This is a genomic window from Nonomuraea sp. NPDC050310, assembly GCF_040655795.1.
GTDB lineage: Bacteria > Actinomycetota > Actinomycetes > Streptosporangiales > Streptosporangiaceae > Nonomuraea.
The window spans coordinates 176374-197890 of record NZ_JBFAKP010000014.1; the positions used below are offsets into that span (position 1 = coordinate 176374).

21 protein-coding genes are annotated in these 21517 nt (G+C 71.9%); 5 read left to right on the forward strand and 16 right to left on the reverse strand.

Going from position 1 to position 21517, the window contains the following annotated elements:
* Window positions 1-21: 21 nt before the first annotated feature.
* The 6 genes from AB0I67_RS28755 to AB0I67_RS28780 form a co-directional block, all read right to left on the reverse strand.
* Window positions 22-687, reverse strand: a complete 666-nt coding sequence (locus AB0I67_RS28755) for a hypothetical protein (protein ID WP_357929401.1) — start codon at window positions 685-687, stop codon at window positions 22-24.
* Window positions 684-2168, reverse strand: coding sequence for a hypothetical protein (locus tag AB0I67_RS28760; RefSeq protein WP_357929402.1), 1485 nt, complete (start codon window positions 2166-2168; stop codon window positions 684-686). The genes AB0I67_RS28755 and AB0I67_RS28760 overlap by 4 nt, the downstream gene beginning before the upstream one ends.
* Window positions 2169-2320: 152 nt before the next feature.
* Entirely contained in the window at window positions 2321-3106 is a 786-nt protein-coding gene (locus AB0I67_RS28765) for a hypothetical protein (RefSeq protein ID WP_357929405.1), read from the reverse strand.
* Window positions 3107-3171: 65 nt separating this feature from the next.
* Window positions 3172-4782, reverse strand: a complete 1611-nt coding sequence (locus AB0I67_RS28770; protein WP_357929408.1) for an ATP-binding cassette domain-containing protein — start codon at window positions 4780-4782, stop codon at window positions 3172-3174.
* A 63-nt stretch (window positions 4783-4845) separates the two neighbouring features.
* Window positions 4846-5373 (reverse strand): hypothetical protein, encoded by a 528-nt coding sequence (locus AB0I67_RS28775; protein WP_357929411.1) that lies wholly within the window; start codon window positions 5371-5373, stop codon window positions 4846-4848.
* Window positions 5374-5421: 48 nt separating this feature from the next.
* Window positions 5422-6042 carry an NAD(P)H-binding protein gene (locus tag AB0I67_RS28780; protein ID WP_357929414.1) on the reverse strand — a complete coding sequence of 207 codons (621 nt, stop codon included), beginning with the start codon at window positions 6040-6042 and terminating at the stop codon, window positions 5422-5424.
* Window positions 6043-6121: 79 nt separating this feature from the next.
* Here AB0I67_RS28780 and AB0I67_RS28785 point away from each other — a divergent pair, with 79 nt between their 5' ends.
* Complete coding sequence (locus AB0I67_RS28785; protein WP_357929417.1) at window positions 6122-7225, forward strand: methyltransferase; 1104 nt, start codon at window positions 6122-6124, stop codon at window positions 7223-7225.
* Here the strand turns inward: AB0I67_RS28785 and AB0I67_RS28790 are convergent.
* The 6 genes from AB0I67_RS28790 to AB0I67_RS28815 all read right to left on the reverse strand — a co-directional run bounded on the left by AB0I67_RS28790 (window position 7215) and on the right by AB0I67_RS28815 (window position 12599).
* Complete coding sequence (locus AB0I67_RS28790; RefSeq protein ID WP_357929420.1) at window positions 7215-8678, reverse strand: peptidase S10; 1464 nt, start codon at window positions 8676-8678, stop codon at window positions 7215-7217. The genes AB0I67_RS28785 and AB0I67_RS28790 overlap by 11 nt on opposite strands.
* A 9-nt stretch (window positions 8679-8687) precedes the next feature.
* Window positions 8688-9152, reverse strand: a complete 465-nt coding sequence (locus tag AB0I67_RS28795; RefSeq protein WP_357929423.1) for a hypothetical protein — start codon at window positions 9150-9152, stop codon at window positions 8688-8690.
* Window positions 9153-9229: 77 nt separating this feature from the next.
* Window positions 9230-9763, reverse strand: a complete 534-nt coding sequence (locus AB0I67_RS28800) for a DUF305 domain-containing protein (RefSeq protein ID WP_357929425.1) — start codon at window positions 9761-9763, stop codon at window positions 9230-9232.
* On the reverse strand, window positions 9763-10614 hold the full coding sequence (locus AB0I67_RS28805; protein WP_357929426.1) for a lytic polysaccharide monooxygenase: 852 nt from the start codon (window positions 10612-10614) through the stop codon (window positions 9763-9765). Before AB0I67_RS28805 ends, AB0I67_RS28800 begins: the two co-directional genes overlap by 1 nt.
* A 145-nt stretch (window positions 10615-10759) precedes the next feature.
* Entirely contained in the window at window positions 10760-11647 is an 888-nt protein-coding gene (locus AB0I67_RS28810) for a sigma-70 family RNA polymerase sigma factor (RefSeq protein ID WP_357929428.1), read from the reverse strand.
* 10 nt (window positions 11648-11657) lie between these two features.
* Entirely contained in the window at window positions 11658-12599 is a 942-nt protein-coding gene (locus AB0I67_RS28815) for a phosphotransferase (RefSeq protein ID WP_357929430.1), read from the reverse strand.
* A gap of 96 nt (window positions 12600-12695) precedes the next feature.
* Here AB0I67_RS28815 and AB0I67_RS28820 point away from each other — a divergent pair, with 96 nt between their 5' ends.
* Genes AB0I67_RS28820 through AB0I67_RS28835 form a run of 4 tightly spaced genes read left to right on the forward strand, consistent with a single transcriptional unit; the run spans window position 12696 to window position 16163 of the window.
* A complete protein-coding gene (locus AB0I67_RS28820; RefSeq protein WP_357929432.1) occupies window positions 12696-13601 on the forward strand; it encodes an ABC transporter ATP-binding protein in 906 nt (301 codons plus the stop codon).
* A 30-nt stretch (window positions 13602-13631) separates the two neighbouring features.
* Window positions 13632-14336, forward strand: a complete 705-nt coding sequence (locus AB0I67_RS28825; RefSeq protein ID WP_357929435.1) for an ABC transporter permease — start codon at window positions 13632-13634, stop codon at window positions 14334-14336.
* A 1-nt stretch (window position 14337) separates the two neighbouring features.
* On the forward strand, window positions 14338-15537 hold the full coding sequence (locus tag AB0I67_RS28830) for a sensor histidine kinase (protein WP_357929437.1): 1200 nt from the start codon (window positions 14338-14340) through the stop codon (window positions 15535-15537).
* A complete protein-coding gene (locus tag AB0I67_RS28835; protein ID WP_357929439.1) occupies window positions 15534-16163 on the forward strand; it encodes a response regulator transcription factor in 630 nt (209 codons plus the stop codon). The genes AB0I67_RS28830 and AB0I67_RS28835 overlap by 4 nt, the downstream gene beginning before the upstream one ends.
* Before the next feature lie 31 nt (window positions 16164-16194).
* Here the strand turns inward: AB0I67_RS28835 and AB0I67_RS28840 are convergent, their stop codons facing one another.
* From AB0I67_RS28840 to AB0I67_RS28855, 4 genes are all read right to left on the reverse strand, one after another.
* Window positions 16195-16737, reverse strand: coding sequence for a TIGR03086 family metal-binding protein (locus AB0I67_RS28840; protein WP_357929441.1), 543 nt, complete (start codon window positions 16735-16737; stop codon window positions 16195-16197).
* Between the two features lie 44 nt (window positions 16738-16781).
* Window positions 16782-17123, reverse strand: a complete 342-nt coding sequence (locus AB0I67_RS28845; protein WP_357929444.1) for a hypothetical protein — start codon at window positions 17121-17123, stop codon at window positions 16782-16784.
* A gap of 18 nt (window positions 17124-17141) precedes the next feature.
* Complete coding sequence (locus tag AB0I67_RS28850; protein WP_357929446.1) at window positions 17142-20285, reverse strand: BTAD domain-containing putative transcriptional regulator; 3144 nt, start codon at window positions 20283-20285, stop codon at window positions 17142-17144.
* Window positions 20286-20397: 112 nt separating this feature from the next.
* Window positions 20398-21498, reverse strand: a complete 1101-nt coding sequence (locus AB0I67_RS28855) for a serine hydrolase domain-containing protein (protein WP_357929449.1) — start codon at window positions 21496-21498, stop codon at window positions 20398-20400.
* Window positions 21499-21517 lie beyond the last annotated feature (19 nt).

Here is a 21517-nt window from a genome sequence, read left to right on the forward strand (position 1 = left end):
CTGAACCACTACACACTGTAATCATCGCAGGCGAAAAAGGCGTTCGATCCAGGGTCGTACGCCTATCGGCGGCGGGATCGCCCCACGGGGGTAGGTGAAGACCGGGGTCGGGCTTCCGTAGGTCGCGCGGAGTTCGGCGGCCTTGCACCAGTCGGTGCCGACCTTGGCGGTCGCCCAGGCGGCGGCGACCGCGGCGCGCACCTCGGGGTGGCGGTCGTAGGTCTGCAGCAGGGTCATGGCGGCGTGCGCGGCCTGGTGGCCGTCGCCGGGGTAGGCGGTCGCGGCGAGGTAGGGGGCGATCACCCGGCCGCCGTGCCGGGTGTCGAGCGCCCAGGTCCAGTTGGCCAGGACCAGGCCGAGCACGGGGTCGGGGACGGCCGCGGCGGCGCCGTACATGCGTTCCTGGCGCGGGCCGGTGAGCCGGCGGGTGGCCCACAGCCAGCCGAGGTCGGCCGGGGTCTCGGCCCCGGCCAGCCAGGACAGTACGGCCAGGCCGCGCGCGGTCTGCAGCCGGGCCAGTTCCAGCACGTCGCGGAGCATGCGCGGGCCGGGGTCGAGCCAGGTCGGCCAGTCGGCCCGCTGGCTGCGCGGGACCAGCGCGGCCAGGGCGGGCGGCAGCTCGCCGGGGCAGACCCGGGCGCCGAGCTGCGGGTCGAGCCGGACCTCGAAGGCGGCGCCCGAGGTCACGTGCTCGACGGCTCGGGGGTGGAGGCGGGCGGCTCGGTCGTGCCAGGGGGATTGCTGGGCGCCGGGGTGGGGGTCTGGGGCGGGTCCGAAGGCTTGACCGTGGGTTGGTCGGTCGGCTTGCTCGTGGGCTTGTCGGTCGGGCGGTCGGCGGGGGGCTTGGGGGCGGGTTTCTTGGGCGGGCAGGGCGTGCGGGTGGAGCCGCCGTGGTGGTCGCGGCCGGGCGCCCGTCCGGGCTCGCCCTGGGCCGGCGCGGTCGTGGGCTGCGGCCTGGGAGCCGGGCCGGTGGGCCGGGCGGTCGGCGCCGGACGGACCGTGGGCGGCGCGACGGGCGGGATCGGCGCCCGCGCCCCCGGCCCGGCCACGGGCACGACCGGCCCGCCCGGCCCGCCGAGCCCGCCAGGTCCGCCAGGTCCGCCGGGTCCGAGCGGGCGGGTGTCGCGGCTGTCGGGCAGCGGCTCGACGTGCAGCGCGGTGTCCAGCGGGTCGGGCTGCCACGGCAGCAGGATGCCGGGCGACTCCCCGATCGGCGACAACGCGCCCCCGGCCACCCCGGGCAGGGCACGCGGCTCGGCCCCGAAGTAGTGGAAGACGCCCAGGATGGCGATCAGCGCCGCGACGCCCGCCAGCGAGCCCACCAGCGCCTGAGTCCACCGCCGAGCCCGCCCTCCGTCCGCGCCGGGAAATCCGGCGGCGTCCAGGGCGGCCGAACGGCGCGCCACGTAGCGGCGGTAGGGCACGAGCTCGGGGTCGACGAAGCAGCTCAGCACGCGCACCCGCAGCGACTCGGGCAGCCACATGCCGGGCAGCAGCTCGAAGACGCGGGCGGCGGAGACCTGGCGCAGCCGGTGGGGCGCGCACAGCGTGCACCGGGCCAGGTGGCGGACGAGGTGGTCGCGCATCTCGGGCGTGAGCTCACCGGCGAACCCGGTGAGGAGCACCGCGCGGCGCGGGCAGTCGTAGGGGCCCTTGCGGGCGAGGATCTCGGCGGTGATCGCGTCCCTGAGCCGCTCGCGGGCCTCGTCGAGGTCCTCGTCCAGGCGGCGCAGCCCGATGCCGAGGACGGCGGCGACCTCGGTGATCGGCAGCCGGTGCGTGGCGGTCAGCTCCAGGATCTCCCGGTCCTCCGGGGCCAGGCTGCGGACCGCGTTCCAGGCCATGACCCGCAGGTCGGCGTCCTCGGGGTCGTCGAGCTCCGGCGGCTCCTCGGCCTCGCGGTCCGGTGGCACCGCTTGGCGGCGGCGCAGGCATTCGACGCGGGCCAGCGCGTACAGCCACGGCCGGAGCCGGTCGGGATCGGCGAGCCTGGCGATGTGCGCCTCGGCGGCGATCAGGGTGTCGCGCAGGGCCACCTGGGCGCTGTCGCCGCTGAGCAGGAGGGACCAGCAATAGCTGTAGACGCCTTCGGCGTGGGAGTCGTAGAGCGCGGCGAGGGCTCCCGGGTCGCGGGAGCGGAGGGCCTCGACCAGGACGCGGTCATTCATGCGACAGACGGTAATGGATCGGTAACTTGCAGTTCTACGTTTTCTCCGCCAATGACAAAAGAGGTCGGCAATTTGTACGGCGCGTCAATCACACCATTCAAATGCCTGATTTATCAGGCTATTTGCTGGCGAATTGCCGCGCCGTCACGTGCTTACTGATCCGTCGGCAGAGGCTGACGTCCCCGGTCGCGCAGGAACGGCTCGGTCGTCGGCTTGACCGTGTGCACCGGCACCGCGCCGCCCAGCGCCAGCTCCTCGTACGGCCGGCCGGTCGAGCCCCAGGTGCGCACCACGACCTCGGTCTTGGCCACCGCCGCCGGGTCCTTCAACCCCTCGATGGTGAGCAGGAAGCGCGGTGTGTAGCCCGCCTTCACGTTGTCGACGAAGGTGCTCCCGCCGCCCAGCAGCTTGCCGGCGCTGTCGCGCACCAGCGCGCTGACGACGAGGCTGCCCGCCGGGGTGCGGTAGGGGTTGGCCACCGCGCCGGTGATCAGGTAGCTGCCGTCCTTCTGCTTGAGCGTCTGGACGCGCGAGGCCGGGAAGGCCTTGAACGACGAGACGATGCGCCCGGCCGGCCGCCACTGCGCCTGGCCGTACTCGATGCTCACCTTCTCCGGCTTGGCGGCGGCGGTCGCCTGGCCGGTGAAGGCCAGCTTGCCGCCCGGGGGCACGGCGTCGAGCGGCTGGTCCATCCGGACCACCTCGGCGCCCTTGGCGTCCCGGCCGACCACGGTGGCCACGACGTGCTCGCCGAAGTGCCACGGGTTGGCGTTGCTGAGCACTCCGGCCCAGTTGACGACGTAACCGTCGCCCGATTTCACGACTGTCGAGGCCTGCTCGGCGAGGGCGAGCGGCTTGAGCTGGACGGGCGCCGGCTCGGTGCCGGTGGAACACCCGGCGAGGCACAGCAGGCCCAGGGCAAGGACGGTGATACGCACGTATTCGGTAGTAGCCGCTTTCTTGGTACGGCAAGCGCGGGACACGCGCCTGCCGTACCAACTCTTTAACGGGCTCGCACCACTCTGCTCTCGTCCCATACGGGTTCGGGCGCTTCGTACACCTTGCCGTCCGCCCCGAACACCAGATACCGGTCGAAGTCCTCGGCGAACCAGCGGTCGTGCGTCACGGCCACGACGGTGCCGTCGAAGGCGTCGAGGCCCTCCTGGAGCGCCTCGGCACTGGCTAGGTCGAGGTTGTCGGTCGGCTCGTCGAGCAGGAGCAACGTGGCGCCGGACAGCTCCAGGAGCAGGATCTGCAGCCGCGCCTGCTGGCCGCCCGACAACGTCTCGAAGCGTTGCTCGGCCACCCGCCCGGCGAGCTCGTAGCGGGCCAGCGTCTTCATCGCCTCGTTCTTGAGCCGGGCGTGCTCGGTCATCACGATCTCGCACGGCGTGCGGCCGAGCAGGTCGGGACGGGAGTGCGTCTGCGCGAAGTGGCCGGGCACGACGCGGGCGCCGAGCCGGGCGACGCCGGTGTGGTTGACCGGCTCGCCGGCGATCAGCCGCAGGAAGTGCGACTTGCCCGAGCCGTTGGAGCCGAGCACGGCGATCCGCTCGCCGTACCAGATCTCCAGGTCGAAGGGCTTCATCAGGCCGGTGAGCTCCAGGCGCTCGCAGATGACCGCGCGCTTGCCGGTGCGGCCGCCCTTGAGGCGCATGGAGATGAGCTGGTCCTTGGGCGCGACCTCGGGCGGGCCGGCCTCCTCGAACTTGCGCAGCCGGGTCTGGGCGGCGTGGTAGGCCGGGGCCATGCCGTCGTTGTACCTGGCCTTGTTCTTGAGCATGTTGACCAGGGCCTTGAGCTTGGCGTGCTCCTCGTCCCAGCGGCGGCGCAGCTCGTCGAGGCGCTCGTTGCGGGCCTTGCGGGCGGCGACGTAGGTGCCGAAGCCGCCGCCGTGGATCCAGATGTTCCCGGACTCGACGGTGACGATGCGGTCGGCGGCGTTGGCCAGCAGTTGCCGGTCGTGGCTGACCAGCAGCACGGTCTTGGGGGTCTCCTTGAGCGCCTGCTCCAGCCAGATCTTGCCGGGGACGTCGAGGTAGTTGTCCGGCTCGTCGAGCAGCAGGGTCTGGTCGGGGCCGCGGAGCAGGGCCTCCAGGACCAGGCGCTTCTGCTCGCCGCCCGACAGCGTTGACACGTCCCGATATTTCACGCGATCGTACGGCACGCCGAGCGCGGCCACCGTGCAGGTGTCCCAGAGCACCTCGATGTCGTAGCCCCCGGCGTCGGTGTAGTCGCTGATCGCCTGGGCGTAGCGCACCTGGGTCTTCTCGTCCTCGCGCTCCATCATCGCCAGCTCGGCCCGCTCCAGCCGCTCGGCCGCCTGCCGTACCGCGGGAGGGGCCACGCTGAGCAGCAGGTCGTGCACGGTGGAGCCGTCGCGCACCGAGCCGATGAACTGGCGCATCACGCCGAGCCCGCCCGAGCTGGCCACGCTGCCCTCCACCGGCTGCAGGTCGCCGGCGATGAGGCGCATGAGCGTGGTCTTGCCCGCCCCGTTGGGTCCGACGAGTGCCGCCTTGACGCCCTCGCCGATGCGGAAGGAGACGTCGTTGAGCAGCGGACGGCCGTCGGGCAGCACGTAGGTCAGATGACCCACCTCGACGTGGCCCATTGTGAATTCCCTCCCCAGGTCCCCGCGCAGGTTACCCGGCTGTCGAGGGGAGGGTCATCCCATTTATCGCCCGGTGCGGTAGTGGTCGGCCACCGCCGACAGGGTGCCGCCGAGCAGGACGACGCCGGCCAGCACGCCGCTGACGATCGGCGTCCAGGCGAGCGCGGGGGTGAAGACCATGACCAGGCCGATCAGGCCGAGGGCGGTGAGGATGAAGCCCGGGATGGCGATGACGAAGTCCCAGCCGATCTTCCAGAAGACGACGAAGTGCAGGCCGACGACCAAGGCGATCCAGGCCACGTTCGTCTCGGGCGGCAGGTCGGTCTGGGCGCGCGCGTAGAGGCCGCCGAAGATGAGCGCGAACTCGATCACGACGGTGATCCAGAACCCCTTGCCGTACGACTGCCGGCCGGCCGGGTCGGCCTCGGGACGGCCGTGCTTCTTCAAGCCGAGCTGGCCCAGGACGAACATCGCCAGATAGCCGACGATCGCCAGGATCTGCAGCGCCGTGGCGAGCCAGAACGGCAACGGCTCGCCGGCGTTCACCAGCACGAAAACCAGGCCGAAAGTCGCACCGACTACCAATCCCATGAAATTCACGCGGCTCACTGTAGTGGTGCGACCTCCGCCCCCCGTTCGCTAGCCGACCACTGAGACGCGCTGGCGCACCCCCAGGTCCTTCTCCAGGATGTCGACCAGCGCGACCGCGTAGTCCTCCGCGCTGATGAAGCTCTTGCCGGAGGCGCCGGTCATGAGCTGGTCGCCGCCGAGCCGGTAGGCGCCGGTGCGCTCGCCGGGCCCGATCTCCGGGGCCGGGGACAGGTAGGTCCAGTCGAGGTTGGTCTCCTTGCGCACCTCGTCCAGGAGCGCGGCCTGCGCCAGGGCCTCGCCCCGGTAGGCGGGCGGGAAGTCGGGGGTGTCCATCAGCGGCAGCCCCGGAGCCACCTCCAGGCTGCCCGCGCCGCCGACGATCACCAGCCGGCCGACCCGGGCGTCGTGCGTGCCGGTGAGCACGCCGCGGCCGTCGGCCAGGAATGGGCCGACCGGCTCCGAACCGTCGCGCGGCGGCGAGACCGCCATCACCACCGCGTCGTGTCCCTTGGCGAGTTCGGCGACGGCCTTCGGGTCGGAGGCCTGGACGACCTTCGTGCCGTCCGCGCCGCTGCGCGTCGCTCCGGTGACCCGGTGCCCGCGCCGCAGCGCCTCCGCGACCACCCGCGAGCCGATCATTCCTGTTGCGCCGATGACGAGAATCTGCATGTCAGCGACGCTATCGGCCCCGGGCCGCGAAGCCCGGCAAGTCCGGCGGGGTGAGTGTGGCGGGGTACCCTCGGGACCGATGAACGAGTTCGAGCTCAGGCGCTTCCCCGACCACCCCCGCGAGCAGTTGCGCGCCTGGGACGCGGCCGACGAGTACCTCCTGCGCGAGCTGCCCCCGGTCACCGCGCCGACCGTCGTGGGCGACCGCTGGGGCGCCCTGGCGACGGCGCTCGCCGCGCAAGGGCCGCTCACCCAGATCACCGACTCGTTCCTCACCCAGCAGGCCACGCTCGCCAACCTCGACCGCAACGGCCTCGACCAGGGCGCCGTCCGGCTGCTGTCCACCCGCGACACGCCGCCCGAGCGCATCGACGCGCTGCTGGTGCGGGTGCCCAAGAGCCTCGCGCTGCTGGAGGACCAGCTCACCCGGCTGGCCCCGGCGGTGCACGCGGACACGCTGATCATGGGCACCGGCATGGTCACCGAGATCCACACCTCGACGTTGCGGCTGTTCGAGCGCATCCTCGGTCCCACCAGGACCTCGCTCGCCGAGCGCAAGGCGCGGCTGATCCACTGCACCCCCGACCCGGCGCTCCCCCGGCTGGCCAACCCGTGGCCGTTGCGCTACGCGCTGCCGGACGACGTCGGCGTGCTGTCCGGGCGTACGGTCACCAACCACGCGGGCATCTTCTGCGCCGACCGCCTCGACCTCGGCACCCGCTTCTTCCTCAAGCACCTGCCGCGGATCGACGGCGGCCGCGTCGTCGACCTCGGCTGCGGCAACGGCGTGGTCGGCCTGGCCGCCGCGCTGTCCGGGACGCCCGAGGAGGTGCTCTTCCTCGACGAGTCCTACCAGGCGGTCGCCTCCGCCGAGGCGACCTTCCGCGACAACTGCGACGGCAAGGCCGAGTTCGTGGTGGGTGACGGGCTGTCCGGCTTCCCACCCGGCTCGGTGGACTTCGTGCTGAACAACCCGCCCTTCCACAGCCACCGCGGCGTCACCGACGGCACCGCCTGGCGCATGTTCACCGGCGCCCGCGCGGCCCTGCGCCGGGGCGGCGAGCTCTGGGTCGTGGGCAACCGGCACCTCGGCTACCACGTCAAGCTGCGCCGCCTGTTCGGCAACTGCGAGGTCGTCGCGGGCGACCCCAAGTTCGTCGTGCTCCGCTCGGTCAGGCGCTGACCTCGGGACGGCCCGCCCGGACGAAGGCGGCGAGGTCGGCCGACTGCTGGAGGCGGCTGTCCTCGTGGACGTACATCATGTGTCCGGCCTCGTAGTATTTGAACTCGATGTTGCCCGCCAGCTCCGCCGGGATGGGCAACCGCGCGAAGGTCTCCTCGGCGGCGAAGTACGGCGTGGCGCCGTCGTGGTAGCCGCAGGCGACGTGCACCCGCAGGTGCGGGTTGTGCCGCATGGCCGCGCCGAGCTTGTCGGCCACGAAGACGTGCGCGTTCTCGAACTCCTTGTACGACCAGGGCCGCACCCGCCCGGTGAGGATCTCGTACGGCAGGTCGTTGGAGTAGCCCAGCTCGGTGTGCAGGTAGTGGTTGAGCGCCGCGCTGTACGGCCCCATGATCGCGCTCATGCTGGGGTCGTAGCTGAAGTGCTCGCGGCCGGAGTCGTCGTCCCAGCCGGTGAAGCGGCCGTCGAGCCGGCCGACGGTCCTGCGCCGGTCGCGCAGCAGCTCGGTGAAGAAGCGGATGTGCTCGATGCGCAGGTTCACCCGGTCGACGTAGTCCTCCGACAGCCCCGACAGGGAGGCCACCTTGGCGACCGCGGCGGCCCGCTCCTCGGCGCTCAGCCGCGTGCCGCGCGCCAGCGCCCACAGGTAGTCGCGCTCGGCGTACTCCTCGGCCTCGCGCAGCACGTCGGCGAGCTCGCGGTCGCCGTGCAGGCCGTGGTAGTGCGCGATGGCCGCGTAGGTCGGCAGGAAGAGCGCGTAGGGGCGGTCGTTGCCGGGGGTGAAGTCGATCGTGCCCATGTCCAGCACGCTGGAGATCAGCATCAGGCCGTTGAGGTACATCGAGTACCGGGTCTGCAGGTACTCGGCGAGCGCCGCGGCGCGGAGCGTGCCGTAGGACTCACCGGCCAGGAACTTCGGCGACATCCAGCGCCCGTTCCGCGTCGTCCACAGCCGGATGATCTCGCCGACCGACTCCAGGTCGCCCGTGAACCCGTGGTACGGCTCGGCCTGCTCGCCCTCGGCCGCGCGGGAGTAGCCGGTGGAGACCGGGTCGATGAAGACCAGGTCGCTCTCCAGCAGCAGCGTCTCGGCGTTGTCGGCCAGCCCGTACGGCGGAGGCAGCAGGCTCCCCGCGTCGCCCATGACGATCCGCCGGGGCCCGAGCACGCCCAGGTGCAGCCAGACGCTGGAGGATCCCGGCCCGCCGTTGAAGGCGAAGGTGACCGGCCGGGTCTTGGAGTCGGCGCCGTCCAGGGTGTAGGAGGTGACGAAGACCTCCGCCTTGGCCTTCAGCCCGTCGAATTTGCCGTCGGTGAACGATTCCTCGCGCAACACGTAGGTTCCGGTGGTCGCGGTGTAGGCCGCGCCGGTCGGGAGGGTGTGCCGCGTGGTGACCAGGTTGTCGCTCGGCTCGGCGGGCTTGACCTGCTTGTCCTCGGATTCTTGCGCCATGGGCAACCATTATGTACCGATTTGGATAGTACGCACGGGGACCTTGCGCACGTATCTCCGCACCGTTTCGACCAGCAGGGCGAGCACCATCACGCCGAGGAGGCCGTGGTACCAGCGCCAGCCGACGCCCAGGCCGAGGAATCCGTCGAGGATCATGATGCCCGCGCCGCCGCCGGTCGCGAGGGCCAGCACCCCGAGCGCGGCGAGCAGCACCCGGCGAGGGATCCGGCGGCCCGGCGGGGTGACCGTCGCCAGCACCACGCAGGCCCCCAGCAGGCCGGAGAGCGCGGCGAGCCCCTGCGCCGGTCCCGGCTCCAGGAAGTAGGCGGCCGCCTCCTCCACCGAAACCGGCGGCCCGCCGGGAAAGCCCAGACGGCCCTGCACGGCGAAGACGGCCTTGCCTGCCGCGTAGCCGAGGAACAGCAGGGCCAGCAGCCACGCCGGCCAGGGGCGGGCGGAAAGCGGTGGGGTCATGTCCGCCGACGCTACGACCGGCGGGCGGGTCTGCGGTTCCCCCGTGCGGGGGAACCCGCCACCTCGCGCCGGGGAGGTCAGGACATCTGCTCCAGCAGGCCCTTCATGATCTGGATCTGCTGCAGGCGGGACTTCTCGACCTGCTTGGCCCACGCCTTCACCTTGGGGTTGGCTCCGCCGTACCCCTCCTTGAGGGCGAGTTGCACGGCGTCGTCCTGGTGGGCGATGAGCAGCAGGAGGAAGTCGCGGTCGAAGGTCTTCGACTTGCGCAGGGCGGTGATCTGCCGCAGGTCGGTCTCGGGCACGTCGTGCCCGGCGTGCGCGTCGGTGGGGGCGGCCAGCGGCTGGTCCCAGTCGTGCAGCCAGGCGCTCATGTTCGCGATCTCGTCGCCCTGAGTGGTCTCGATGGCCGCCGCGAGGGTCTTGAGCTCGGGGTGCTTGCCGCGGTCGCGGGCCAGCTTGACGATCTCCAGGCCCTGCCGGTGGTGCGGGATCATCATCTGCAGGAACATCACGTCGTCGGCGTTGACCGGCTCGGCCGCGGGCTGGGCCGTCCCGCAGCCGCCGAGCAGAGCCGGCAGCAGCAGGACGGCCACGGTTAGACGTCTCATCAGACCCTTCGCCACAACGCGGGAACGTTGGGGGGTTCCCAGCCTTGGATGGCAGTATGCGGCTGAAGGCACTCGTAGGTCGACCCGTTGTAGCTGACGCGGTCACCCTGGCGGTAGGCGGTGCCGGACTTCCAGGTGCCGCCGGGCTGCGTGGGGCTGGTGGTCGGGCTCGGCGTGGGGCTCGACGTCGGGCTGGAGGTGGGGGTCGGCGTGGGGCTGGAGGTCGGGGTCGGGCCGCCGAAGTCCACGTCGGAGCAGGTGTAGAAGGCCTCGTTGCTGCCCACGACGCGCTGCCAGATCGAGTACAGGATGTGCCGGCCGGAGCGCTGCGGCAGGTTGATCGTCCAGTTGGTGAAGGTCGTCGGGTTCTGGGCGTTGAAGGTGCGGATGTGCACCAGGTCCGACCAGCGCAGCGGCATGGTGGGGTTCCAGCCGTCGCGGGTGATGTAGAACTCGAAGTTGCTCGCCGAGTGCGGCGCGGTGGCGTGGTAGGTCAGCGTGAACGCGCCGGGGCGCACGCTGGTGGCGGGCCAGTCGGCTCGCTGCAGATCGAGCCCGCGGTACTTCTCGCGCCCGGCGCTGCACAGCTTGCCGTCGGGGATGAGCTCGCGGTGCCGGCCGCCCGCTTCGAGCAGGGAGACCTCGTTCCAGTCGTAATAGGCCTGGGTGCCGCCCGCGGCCACCGCGGCCTTGCAGGCGGCGGACTTGGGCGTCTCAGGGCCTTCGTTCTTGCAGACGTAGACCCTGCTGGGCGGATTGGACATCGTGCCGTGGGCGTTGGCTGCACTGGCCGGAAGCAGGACCAGGGCTCCAGTCGCCGCCGCAGTGGCGGCGAACATGGTTTTGCGCACTTCAACTCCTGGGGGGTGAGCAGGAATTAAAAGGAAACCTTCCTAAGAGTTAAGCACTCCGGGGTGGCTTTGCGGGAGCTCTGGGCAGGAAAAAGCTGGTGGACAAGTGAAAAATTTGATGACCGTGCACATTGATGGCCCCGGGTCAGCCGAGGTCGGGGAGGGCGAGCACGGCCATCCGCGCCGGGTCGGCCAGGACGTCGATCTCCACGATCCGGCCGTCCACCACGGTGAACCCCAGCACCGCGAACGGCTTGCCGCCGGGCAACGACACCAGCCCCAGCCCGCCGTTGACCAGCGCGAGCCGCTGGTAGGCGGCCAGGCGGCGGAAGGTGAGCGCCGTGGCGGCGACCTGGCGGGCACCGCGCACCCACTTGGAGGCGCCCACCGGCTCGGCGCCGTAGTCGGCGCGCAACACGACCTCCGGGTCGAGCAGCTCGACCAGCGCGTCGAAGTCGCCCTCCCGGGAGGCGGCCATGAAGGCCTCCACGACCTCGCGCTGCAGGGCGAGATCCGCGTCCGGCACCACGCGCGCCTGCCGTACCCGCCGCCTGGCCCGGCTGGCGAGCTGCCGGGTGGCGGCCGGGTTGCGCTCCACGATCGGCGCGATCTCCTCGAACGGCATCCCGAACATGTCGTGCAGCACGAACGCCAGCCGCTCGGCGGGCGACGCCAGCTCCTCCAGGACGACCAGCAGCGCCAGGCCCACCGCGTCCCGCACCAGGGCCTCGTGCTCGGGGTCCACCCCGTCCACCGGGCTGACCACCGGGTCCGGCACGTGCGCCTCGCCGACCTCCTCGGGCCGCGCCGCCCGCGCCCGCAGCAGGTCGAGGCAGATCCGCCCGACCACCGTCGTCAGCCAGCCGGTCAGGTTGCCGACCTCGCTCACGTCGGTACGGCTCAGCCGGAACCACGCCTCCTGGACGGCGTCCTCGGCCTCGGCCAGCGAGCCGAGCATCCGGTAGGCCACCGCCCGCAGGTGCGCCCGGTCGTCCTCGAAGCGCCTCGCCAGCTCGTCCACAGTCGTCGTCACGCCTTCCGTCCTACCAGGACGGCCCGCCGGGTGTGAGCACGGCCAGGGCTTGGCCGGTGTGATGCTCGGCGATCCCGGCCATGAACGCCCGGTCGGGGAAGTCCCCGTCGAGCAGCCGCAACGGCCCGGCGACCAGGGAGAGATGCTGCGCCAGCCGGTAGAACCGCAACCGCCGCTCGTCGAGGCCGGGCACCGCGAGGGCCGGGTAGTGCTCGCCGAAGCGGATGCGCAGGAAGACGTGCTCCCATTCGACGTCGAAGGGGACCACGCCCTCGAAGTCGATCAGCACCGGCTCGCCCGCGGCGTCCACGAGCACGTGGTCGGGGCCCAGCTCGCCGTGGACCAGGCCGCACTCGGCGCGCGGCTCGATCCCGTCCGCCAGGTCCCCGAGCACCGCGGCCAGCTCGTCCCCCGCCGCGGCCAGACGCTCCACCCGAGCGGCGGCCTCACCCAGATCGGCCCGCGCCCGCCGCAGAACCACCTCGGCGCAGGACATCGGCCCGGTCCACGCGGTGCGGTGCCGGCTCATCCGGTCGAGCGAGCCGGCAAGCCTGGCCAGCACCGGTCCGGCCGCGGCCGGGTCGTCCTCGATCAGCCGCTCCAGCGTGCGCCCGCCGACGTCCTCGACCAGTGCCAGGTCGGCGTCGTTGCCCGCGTAGAGCTCGGGCACCCGGACGCCGAGCGAGCTGAGCAGGGTGTGCGCCCGCTCGAAGAGCCGGTAGCCGGTGGCGTGCGCGAACGGGTCCCAGTCGGCGGCCGGGGCGGGCGGCCAGTAGTTCTCCTCGTCGCTCCAGACGTAGGCGATCACCGTCCGGCCGGTGCCCAGGGTGAGCCGGTAGACGCCCTTCTTGCTGCCGCCGTGCACCCGGTCGAGCTGGGCGATCTCGGTGCCGAAGCGCTCACGCACCAGCTCGCGCAGATTCTCGACGGCATCCTCCCCCGGTTCCGCCATCCACCATTCGGTGGATTACGCGATCAGCCACATCCAGGGCGAATGGTAGCTGCCGGGGCGATCCGCCAGCCGGGGCTCTGACGCGATGCTTTTGCCATGGCAGTCATCGAAGTCGCAGACCTGGTCAAGAAGTACGGCACCCAGTCCGTCCTGGAGGGCGTGACCTTCTCGGTGGAGGCCGGGGAGATCTTCGGCATCCTCGGCCCGAACGGCGCGGGCAAGACCACCACGGTGGAGTGCGTGGAGGGCCTGCGCCGGGCCGACAGCGGCCGGATCAGCGTCCTCGGCCTCGACCCGCGTACGGCAGGCAGCGAGCTCCGCGAGCAGATCGGCGTGCAGCTCCAGCACACCCAGCTCCCGGAGAACATCAAGGTGTGGGAGGCGCTCGACCTGTACGCCTCCTTCTACGCCAAGCCGCGCGACTGGCGCGAACTGCTGGAGCATTGGGGACTGAAGGACAAGCGCAACGCCCGCTTCGGCAAGCTGTCCGGCGGCCAGAAGCAGCGGCTGTTCATCGCGCTGGCCCTGGTGGGCGACCCGCGGGTGGCCTTCCTCGACGAGCTGACCACCGGGCTCGACCCGCAGGCGCGGCGGGCCACCTGGGAGCTGATCAAGCAGGTGCGGGACAGCGGCGTGACCGTGGTGCTGGTCAGCCACTTCATGGACGAGGTCGAGGAGCTGTGCGACCGGGTGGCGGTCGTCGACCGGGGCCGCGTGGTCGCCCTCGACACCCCCGCCGGGCTGGTCGGGGCCGAGCACGAGATGCGCTTCACCCTGCTGACCGGGACCGCCGAGGAGCTGCCGGCGCTGCTGGGCGGCCTGCCCGGGGTCTCCTCGGTCGAGGTCACCGGCGCCAAGACGGTCATCACCGGCCGCGGGGACTTCGCCAGCGCGGTCACCTCGCAGCTCGCCCGGCACAACCTGCTCGTCTCGGACCTGCGCATCGACAAGCGCACGCTGGACGACGCCTTCCTCGCCCTCACCGGCCGCACCTTCTCCTGACTCCCCCCGTTTCATCGAAAGGCTTCGAAGATGACCGCGCTCGCCAAGCTCACCACCATCGAGACCAAGCTGCTCGTCCGCGAACCCGGCTCGATGTTCGCCCTGCTCATCCCGCTGTTCATCCTGGTGATCTTCGGGAGCTCGATCGCCCCCGGTGACACGGTGCTGGTGCCCATGGCCCTGTCCATCGCGGTCGGTCTCGTCGGCCTGTACCTGGTGCCGACCACCCTGGCGACCTACCGCGAGCGCGGCATCCTGCGCCGGTTGTCCACCACCCCGGTGCCGCCCGCCCGGCTGCTGGCGGTGCAGCTCATCCTGCAGCTCGTCCTGGCCGTCGCCGCCTGTGGGCTGCTGCTCGCGGTCGCCGGCACGGTGCTCGGCGCGAACCTGCCCAGCGCGCCCGTCGCCGTCACGCTGACCTTCCTGCTCGGCACCGGGGCGATGTTCGCGATCGGCCTGCTCATCGCGGCGCTGGCGCCGAACGGGCGGGCGGCCAACGGGATCGGCGTGCTGCTCTACTTCCCGATGGCCTACCTCGCCGGACTGATCCAGCCGCCCAGCCAGATGCCCGCTATCCTTGCCCAAATCGGGACATACACCCCGCTGGGCGCCTTCCGCCAGGCTCTCCAGGACGTCTGGGCGGGTGGCTTCCCCAGCACGCTCTCCCTGGTCATCATGGCGGGGTACGCGGTGGTCATCAGTGTCGCCGCCGCCAAGCTCTTCCGCTGGGAGTAACGTGACCTCGCTCGACCTGCAGGAGGCCCGGCTCGAACGGCTCCAGGCCACCGTGCCCTACCTCCTGCTCACGGTCTCGGTCGCCCTCACCTGGCTGACCGACGGCCGGACGCTCGCCGAGCATCTGCTGATGCTCGGCGTCGCCGCCGTTGCGGCCACCTGGATCGCCCTGCTGGGCCGCAGCCGCCACCACGCGGTCTACGTCGCCGGGCTGATCGTCCTCATCGCCGCGCTGTGCAGCCAGGGCATCTGGTTCGCCGGGTTCTTCGCCTTCGTCGGCTACATCGCCTCCTGGCAACTGCTGACAGGCAGATGGCGCTTCGTCGGGATCGCCGCCACCGCGACCATCAGCGTGACCAGCTTCACCGGCGGGCTGCCCGCCCCGACGCTGCCCGCGATCCTCACCCACGTGTTCTTCATCGCCGCGATCACCTCGCTGGTCGCGCTGTTCAGCCTGGTCGGCGACGTAACCGCGGCCCGCAGCAGCGAACGCAAGCGCATGGTGAACCAGCTCGAAGAGGCGATGCGGGAGAACGCGGTCCTGCACACCCAGCTCCTCCTCCAGGCCCGCGAGGCCGGCGTGCTCGACGAGCGCCAGCGCATGGCGCAGGAGATCCACGACACCCTGGCCCAGGGGCTCACCGGGATCATCGCCCAGATCCAGGCGGCGACGCACGCCCAGGAGACCGGGGCGCAGTGGCGGGGACATCTCGACACCGCCGCCCGGCTGGCCCGCGACAGCCTCGCCGAGGCCCGCCGCTCGGTGCACGCCATCGGGCCGGGGCAGCTCGAGACGGCCCCGCTGCCGGAGGCGCTGGCCGAGGTGGTCGCCGGCTGGTCCGGGTTGCAGGCCGTACCGGCGGAGATGACCACCACGGGTACGGCACGCCCGCTGCACCCCGAGGTCGAGCAGACCCTGCTGCGGATCGCCCAGGAAGCGCTCGCGAACGTCGCCAAGCATGCCGAAGCCCGCCGGGTCGGGCTTACCTTGTCGTACATGGAAGATGTGGTCACCCTGGACGTCCGGGACGACGGAGTCGGCTTCGCCCTCGACCGGGCCGCCGACGGCGGCGGGTTCGGCCTGACCTCGATGCGCAAGCGGGTCGCGCGGCTGGCCGGGAGCCTGGAGATCGAGTCGGAGCCCGGCGGCGGCACCGCGATCTCGGCCACCGTCCCGGCGGTCGCCAGGGAGGACGCGTGAGCACGCCGATCAAGCTGCTGATCGTGGACGACCACCCGATCCTGCGCGACGGCATCCGGGGCATGTTCACCGGCGACGACCGCTTCGAGGTGCTCGGCGAGGCCGGCGACGGCGGTGAGGCGGTCAAGCTCGCGCTCGCCCTGCGGCCGGACGTGATCCTGATGGACCTGCGGATGCCGCGCATGGACGGGGTCAGCGCGATCAAGGAACTGGCCCGGACCGGAAGCACGGCCCGCGTGCTCGTGCTGACCACCTACGACACTGACCGGGACGTCGTGCCGGCCATCGAGGCCGGGGCGACGGGGTACCTGCTCAAGGACGCGCACCGCGACGAGCTGATCCGGGGGGTCGAGGCGGCGGCCCGGGGCGAGTCGGTGCTGTCGCCGTCGGTCGCCACGCGGCTGATCGGACAGGTCCGGGCGCCGGCGGCGGACCCGCTCAGCGCCCGGGAACTGGAGATCCTCCGGCTGATCGCGCAGGGCACGACCAACCGGGAGGCCGCCGCCCGGCTGTTCATCAGCGAGGCGACGGTCAAGACGCACGTGCTGCACATCTACGCCAAGCTCGGCGTCAACGACCGGGCCGCCGCGGTGGCCGTGGCCTTCCAGCGCGGTCTTCTAACCTGACGCCGTACGGCCTGGTTTTTAGGGCGGCGGTTTACGGTCTCCAGGACGGGTCGCGGCCGATGGTGCCCAGCAGGCGGTCGAACACGGGCGCGTCCTCCGGCACCTCCACCGCCGGCCCGAAGGCGCCCTGCTGCCGGCCCATCTCGGCCATCTGGCCGGCGAACTGCCAGGCGCGCGACACCGCCTCCGGGTCCGGCTCGTACGGCTGGCCGGTCGCCCTGGCCAGGTCCCAGCCGTGCGCGACCATGTCCACCAGGAACATCTGCGCGAGCGTGCTCATCGGCAGGCCCAGCCCCGGGCTGGTCCCCTCCCACGCCTCCGGCCGCGACCAGGCGGCCAGCGTGCGCCGGGCCCGCTCGGGGAAGTCGCCGGCGTACTCCCCCTGCGGGACCATCGAGCCGCCCTTGGCCATCGACTCGAACGCCTCGGACACCCATTCCAGGTGGCCGATCAGCTCCTTGACGGTGTACTCCGAGCACGGGGTGGGCCCGCCGAACTGCTCCTCGCGGATGCCGCGAACCAGGTCCACGGTCTTCTCCGTCGCGCGGGTCATCACAGGCAACATCTCTTCCATGGCCCCATCGTGCCGGATCCGCCCCGCTTTGGGGGCGACTCCGGTCACGCGGCGTCGAGCGCTTCGGTGATCTTGCGGGCCATGTCGACCAGCGTGGGGCTGGGCGTGCCCTGGTGGATGCCGGCGGCGGCGTCCAGGGCGACGAGGACCGTGGCGCGGAAGTTGTCCGCCTCGGCCGGGTCCTGCCGCTTGAGCAGGGCGACCGACTCGGTGAGCGCCGGCAGCACCACATCGGCGAGCTCGGCCACGGTCTTGCCGTACTTCACGCCCTTGGGCGCCTTGGCCAGCACGTGCCCGACCAGGCCGGTGGCCGAGGTGAGCGCGATCCCGCCCTGCACCCCCACCCGGTGGGCAGACTCGGCGATGCCGGCGGCCGACATCACCATGCCCTATATAGGGCCGCCTCAGGCTGTGAGCGTGGCCTCAGCCAGTTCACGCCAGTCCCCCTCCCGCCCGGCCCGCATCGCCTCTGCGAACCCGTCCTCCCCGAGACGCTCGCGCGCCTCGGCCGCCATCCTGGCCGCGTCGAGCTGCGACAGATCCGGTGTCCCCCGCACCCCCTCAGCCGCCGCGAGCAGCCGGACAGCCCGCTCGTCCAGCCCCCGCCGCATCGCAAGATCGGCAATCCCGACCAGCGCATCGGCCAGCACCGGCGGATACCCAAGCCCCTCCGCCGCCCGAAGCGCCTCGCCCCGGTGCGCCCGCGCCTCCTCAAGGTCCTCCGCGAGGTAACCCTGCAGGTCCATGCTCCGAGCCTTGACCATGTCGTTCGGCTCGGCATCACCCAGCAACGCCTGCACCGCGGCCAGGTGCCGGCGAACCCGCTCCGGCTCCCCCCGCCACCGGGCCAGCTTCGCCAGCGCGAGCTCCAGCTCGGCCAGCGTGTCCGGCCACGTGATGTCACCCGCGTACCGCTCCGCCTCGGCCACGGCCGCCGCGCTGGCCCGCTCGTCACCGAGCAGCCAGTAAAGCTGCGCCTGCCGCGCCAGCAGCCCGATGGCGTCCCCGGTCGCACCGACCTCGACCACCGCCACCGTCGCCTCCGCCAGCAACTCGCACGCACGGCCGAACTCGCCCCGCATCGCCCGCCGATCGGCCACGAAGCTCATGGCCAGCGAGGTCCCCCACCGGTCACCCAGCGCGCTGAACTCCGCCAGCGCGGTCTCGGCGTCGGTGTCCACGTCGGTCTCGTCGCCGCCGAGCGTGAGCCGCAACCGCCCGCGGGTGAGCCGGGCCTGCGCCCGCACCCACGGATCGTCGTCGGCCACCAGCGGGTCGAAGGCGGGCAGGAAGTTCGTGGGCTCCCGCACCATCCGCTCCAGCGGCGCGACGAAGCCGAGCAGCGGGTTGCGGTACCCGGGCCGCGTGTACCGCGGGGCCGCGAGGATCCACTTCTCGGCCTGGTACTGGTCGACGCCCGGCCCGGCGGTGATGAAGATCGCCACGAGCGTGTACGCCAGGGCGCGCACCTCGTCGGGAACCTCGCCCTCCAGCGAGGCCGCCTGGACGCACAGCTCCATGCCCTCGGCGCGGGAGCCGCTCAGGTACCAGTACCAGCCGGCCGCTCCCACCAGCCGCATCGCCTCCTCGGCCGAGCCCTCGGCGATCGCCCAGCGTGCGGCCGCGCTGAGGTTGTCGCGCTCGGCGTCGAGCACGGCCAGCCACGTCAGTTGCTCGGCCCGGCGCAGGTGCGGGTCGGCCGTCTCGGCCAGCTCGGTGAAGTAGGCCAGGTGCGCCCGGCGGATCCGCTCGCTCTCCCCCGCCTCCTCCAGCCGCCCGGCGGCGTACTCCCGGATGGTGTTGAGCATCCGGTAGCGCGGCACGTCCTCGCCGCCCGCGACCACCAGCGACTTCTCGATCAACGTGGTCAGCACGTCGAGCACCAGTTCCCCGCCGTACTCCCCGTCCTCCCCGCACACCCGCTCGGCCGCCTCCAGGCTCGCGCCGCCGGAGAAGACCGACAACCGGCGCAGCACGCCGCGCTCGGCCTCGGTCAACAGGTCCCAGCTCCAGTCCACGACCGCGCGCAACGTCTTGTGCCGCGGCAGAGCCGTACGGCTGCCGCCGGTGAGCAGCCGGAACCGGTCGTCCAGCCGGCGGGCCAGTTGCTCGACCGACATGCTGCGCAGCCGGGCCGCGGCCAGCTCGATGGCCAGCGGCATGCCGTCCAGCGCCCGGCAGATCCGCGCCATGGCGGCCAGCGTGGCCGGGTCCGAGCCGAGGTCCTTGCGCACCAGCTCCGCCCGGTCGCGCAGCAGCCGTACCGCGGGCGAGCTCCCGATCTCCTCCGCCCCGGCGCCGGTCGAGGGCAGCACGAGCGGCTCGACCTGCCACAACACCTCGCCGGTGATGCCCAGCGGCTCCCGGCTCGTGGCCAGGATCCGCAACCGCCGGCACTCGCCCAGCAGCCGGTCGGCGAACGCCGCCGCCGCCTCGATCATGTGCTCGCAGTTGTCCAGGACCAGCAGGATCGTGCGCTCGCGCAGCGCGGTGATCAGTTGATCCATGGGCTCGCCGCCGCGTGCGCCGCCGAGCAGTGCCTGGTCGCGCAGCCCGAGCGCGGTCAGCGCGGCCTGGGCCAGGTCGCCGCCCGCCTGCACCGAGGCCAGCTCGATCAGCCACGCCCCGTCCGGCAGCTCGGAGAGCACCATCCGCGCGGTCTCGGTGGCCAGCCTGGTCTTGCCGGAGCCGCCCGCTCCGGTCAGGGTGACCAGCCGGTGGTTGATGACCAGCCCGGCGACCGCGCCGACGTCGCCGTCCTTGCCGACGAAACTGGTCAGCTCGGCGCGCAGGTTCGTCCTGCGGTGTTCCGTCCGCTCGCCCAGCTCGCCCCGCAGCAGTGCGGTGTGCAGGGCGGTGAGCTCGGCCGACGGGTCGGCGCCCAGCTCATCGGCGAGCCGCTCGCGGGTGCGCTGGAACAGCGTCAGCGCCTCGTTCCCGCGTCCCGCCTCGGCCAGCGCCCGCATCAGGGCCGCGACGAACCCCTCGCGCAGCGGGTGGCTCGCGACCAGCTCGGTCAGCTCTGACACCATCTCAGAACCGCGACCCAGCCGGATGTCGGCGTCCACCCGATCGCCGAGCGCGGCGAGATGGAGCTCCTCCAGTCGCCCGACCGCGGCGTCGAACACCTCACTGTCCTGGAGGACGAGATCGCTCATGGCCGAACCGCGCCACAGCCCCAGCGCCGCGTGCAGCAGCTCCGCCCGCTCCCCCGGCTCTGCCGTCCTGGCCTTGCTCACCAGGCGCTCGAACCGGATCACGTCCACGTCGTCCGGCGGTACGGCCAGCCGGTAGCCCCCGGCGTCGGCCTCGATCACCCCGTCCGGCAACACCCGCCGCAACCTGGACACCAGCGCCTGCAGCGCGTTCACCTCGTCCGCGGGCGGGCGTTCGCCCCAGATCCAGTCCACCAGCCTCGACCTGGTGACGATCCGACCGGCTTCGAGAGCCAGCGCCGCCAGCAGCGCGCGCAGCCGGATCCCCGGAACCTCCACCACGGCCCCGTCGTGGTTCCTGACCTCGAACGGTCCAAGCAATCCGACTTTCATCTGAGCAATTGTGCCGAACCCCCGCAGTGACGACCACATGCGGTACGGCATGCGGAAAGGCCCTCCCCGACGATCGGGGAGGACCTTTCCGCCAGGCTGCCGTGGACCCCGCTCACGCCGCCGGCTCGGCCTGGCCGGCGCAGAAGGCCAGGTTGACCAGCTTCTGCTGGGCCGCCTGGAAGGCCTGGGCGGTGGCGATGAAGTCGAGCTCGGCGTCGCCGGTGGTCAGCGAGGCGGTCAGCGTGGTGCGGCCGTCGGGCGAGCCGTACATCAGCGCGCCCCAGCCGAAGAACCCGCCGTTGTGCGTGATGACGGTGTCACCGCACTCGGTCTGCTGCACGAACACCCCGAGCCCGTAACCGATCTGCGGGTACGCCTCGTACATCTCCGCCAGCAGCTCGGCGGGCAGGAGCTTGCCCCCGGTCAGCGCGGCGATGAAGATGTGCAGGTCCTTGGTGGTGGAGATCATGTCGCCCGCCGCCGAGATCCAGGACGGGTTCATCCGGGTGACGTCGACCAGCTTCCACTCGCCGGCCTCCTCGTAGCGGTAGTAGCCGTGGGCGTGCGGCGCCGGGATCTCCGGCGAGGCGCCCGGCACGACTGTGCCGGTCAGCCCGAGCGGCCCCAGGATGCGGTCCTGCATCTCCTCGGCCAGCGACCGGCCGGACACCCTCTCGATCAGCAGCTTGAGCAGCACGTAGTTGGTGTTGGAGTAGCTCCAGTCGGTGCCCGGGGCGAACCGCGCCGGCTTGGACAGCGCCAGCCGGACCAGCTCCTCGGGGTCGTAGGTGTGCGACAGGCCGTCCACGTACCCCTGCCCCTCCCACGGGATGCCCGGCGCGATCGTGCCGTCGGGGAAGTGCTCGCCGGTGAAGTTGAACACGCCGCTGGTGTGCTGCAGCAGCATCCGCACGGTGATCTCGCGGTCCAGCCCGTACTCCGGCAGGTAGTCGTCCACCGGCGTGTCCAGCCCGACCTGCCCGTCGGCGACCAGTTGCAGGGTCAGGACGGCGACGAACGTCTTGGTGTTGCTGCCGATCCGGAAGTGGCCGTCGGTGGAGGGCTTCTCCGTCTCGCCCAGCTTCCGCACGCCGGCGCTGCCGACCCACTCACCGTGCTCATCGTTCACCCGCACCTGCACCCCGGCGAAGCCGGAGTCGACGATCTCCTGAAGGGCCTGCTGCAGGTCGGAACGGTTCTGGATGGCGGACATGGGTGTCTCCTTAGTGATG